The 1,261-nt window shown below is 66.4% G+C and carries 1 protein-coding gene; it reads left to right on the top strand.

The genetic code is table 11. The features are described 5' to 3' along the window. The first annotated feature begins 103 nt into the window (after window positions 1-103). On the top strand, window positions 104-1,168 hold the full coding sequence (locus tag NE584_RS19290) for a TRAP transporter substrate-binding protein DctP (RefSeq protein ID WP_256183542.1): 1,065 nt from the start codon (window positions 104-106) through the stop codon (window positions 1,166-1,168). Window positions 1,169-1,261 lie beyond the last annotated feature (93 nt).

Raw genomic sequence — 1,261 nt, 5'->3', positions numbered from 1 at the left:
GTCTCCCTATGGGGCCCGCGCCCTGCGTAGGGGGGGGGGTGGCCCCCCCCCCCCTTTTCCCGGAATTTTCGACCGAATGGGCCGGCAGGGGAGGGGGAGAGGTATGAAACGCTGGTCCGTCTTAGTGACGGCTGTACTGAGTTTTTCCATACTGGCCGGCTGTGCCGGCGGGGGAGAGGGGACCTATCTCTTTGACCGCCTCGTCCCCGCATCCGGCGGAACGCCCGGAGAGCCAGAGCCCCGCAGTCTGATTCTGACCCACTCCTCGCCCGCGGGCAGCCTCACCGATCAGGCTGCCCAGCTCCTGAAGGAGAAGGTGGAGGAGGCCTCCGAGGGCCAGCTCCAGATCCAGATCTACCCTGAAGACTCCTTGGGCAATTTGGACGACGGGCGGTGGTACTTTGAGAACGGGGCGGTGGACATGCGCATCGGGGCCGGCCCCAGCGATGTCTCCTCCATCGCCACCTGGCTCCCCACTCTCACCGGCTGCACTCCCGATGAGGTGAGCCAGGCTCTGCGCCCAGGTCAGCCCCTGTGGGATCTGATCTGCCAGCAGGCGGGGGACACCCTCGTCCTGGGGGTGCTGCCATCCTCCAGCCGGGTGCTCACCTCCAGCCGGCCAGTGGAGGACCTGAGCCAGCTGGACGGCCTGATGGTCCGCGTCATCCCCTCTTCCTCCCTGGACCGGCGGTTTTGGGAGGCTCTGGGGGCGCAGACGGTAGAGATCCCCATCCAGGACCTCTACCTGGCCCTCCAGCAGGGGCTGGCCGATGCCCAGGAGAACCCCATCTATTTGGTGCGCAGCTACAACTTCCACCAGCAGCAGAAATACCTGATCCCCATCAACTTTAAGGTATATCTGGAGACCATTTATCTCAATCTGGAGGTGTGCCGCAGCCTGACGGAGGAGCAGCAGGCCCTGCTCCGGCAGGCCGCGGAGGATACCTGCCGGGAGATGGTGGAGGTAACTGCCCGCTATCTGGAGGAGTGCCAGGATATCTTTCAGCGGGAGGGCATGGAGGTCCGCCCTGTGTCAGAGGAGGAGCGGGCCCGCGCCCGGGAGAAGGTCTGCCCGCTGGTGGAGGAATATCTGCTGTCCCTGTATGGCGCTGATGTCTATCAGCAGGTGCTGGACGCCCTCTCCGCCGCCCCGGAGCAGGGGAGCTGAGGGTGTCCGCATGTACGATCTCCTGCCGCCCTAAAAGAAGGAGCGGGGGGGGGGGGGGGGGGGGGGGGGGGGGGGGGGGGGGGGGGGGGGGGG

This window comes from Clostridium sp. DFI.5.61 (assembly GCF_024462915.1).
Classification (GTDB): Bacteria; Bacillota; Clostridia; order Oscillospirales; family Oscillospiraceae; genus Lawsonibacter; species Lawsonibacter asaccharolyticus.
Note: the sequence above shows the minus strand (reverse complement) of the source record. Positions and strands in the feature narration are given on the sequence as shown.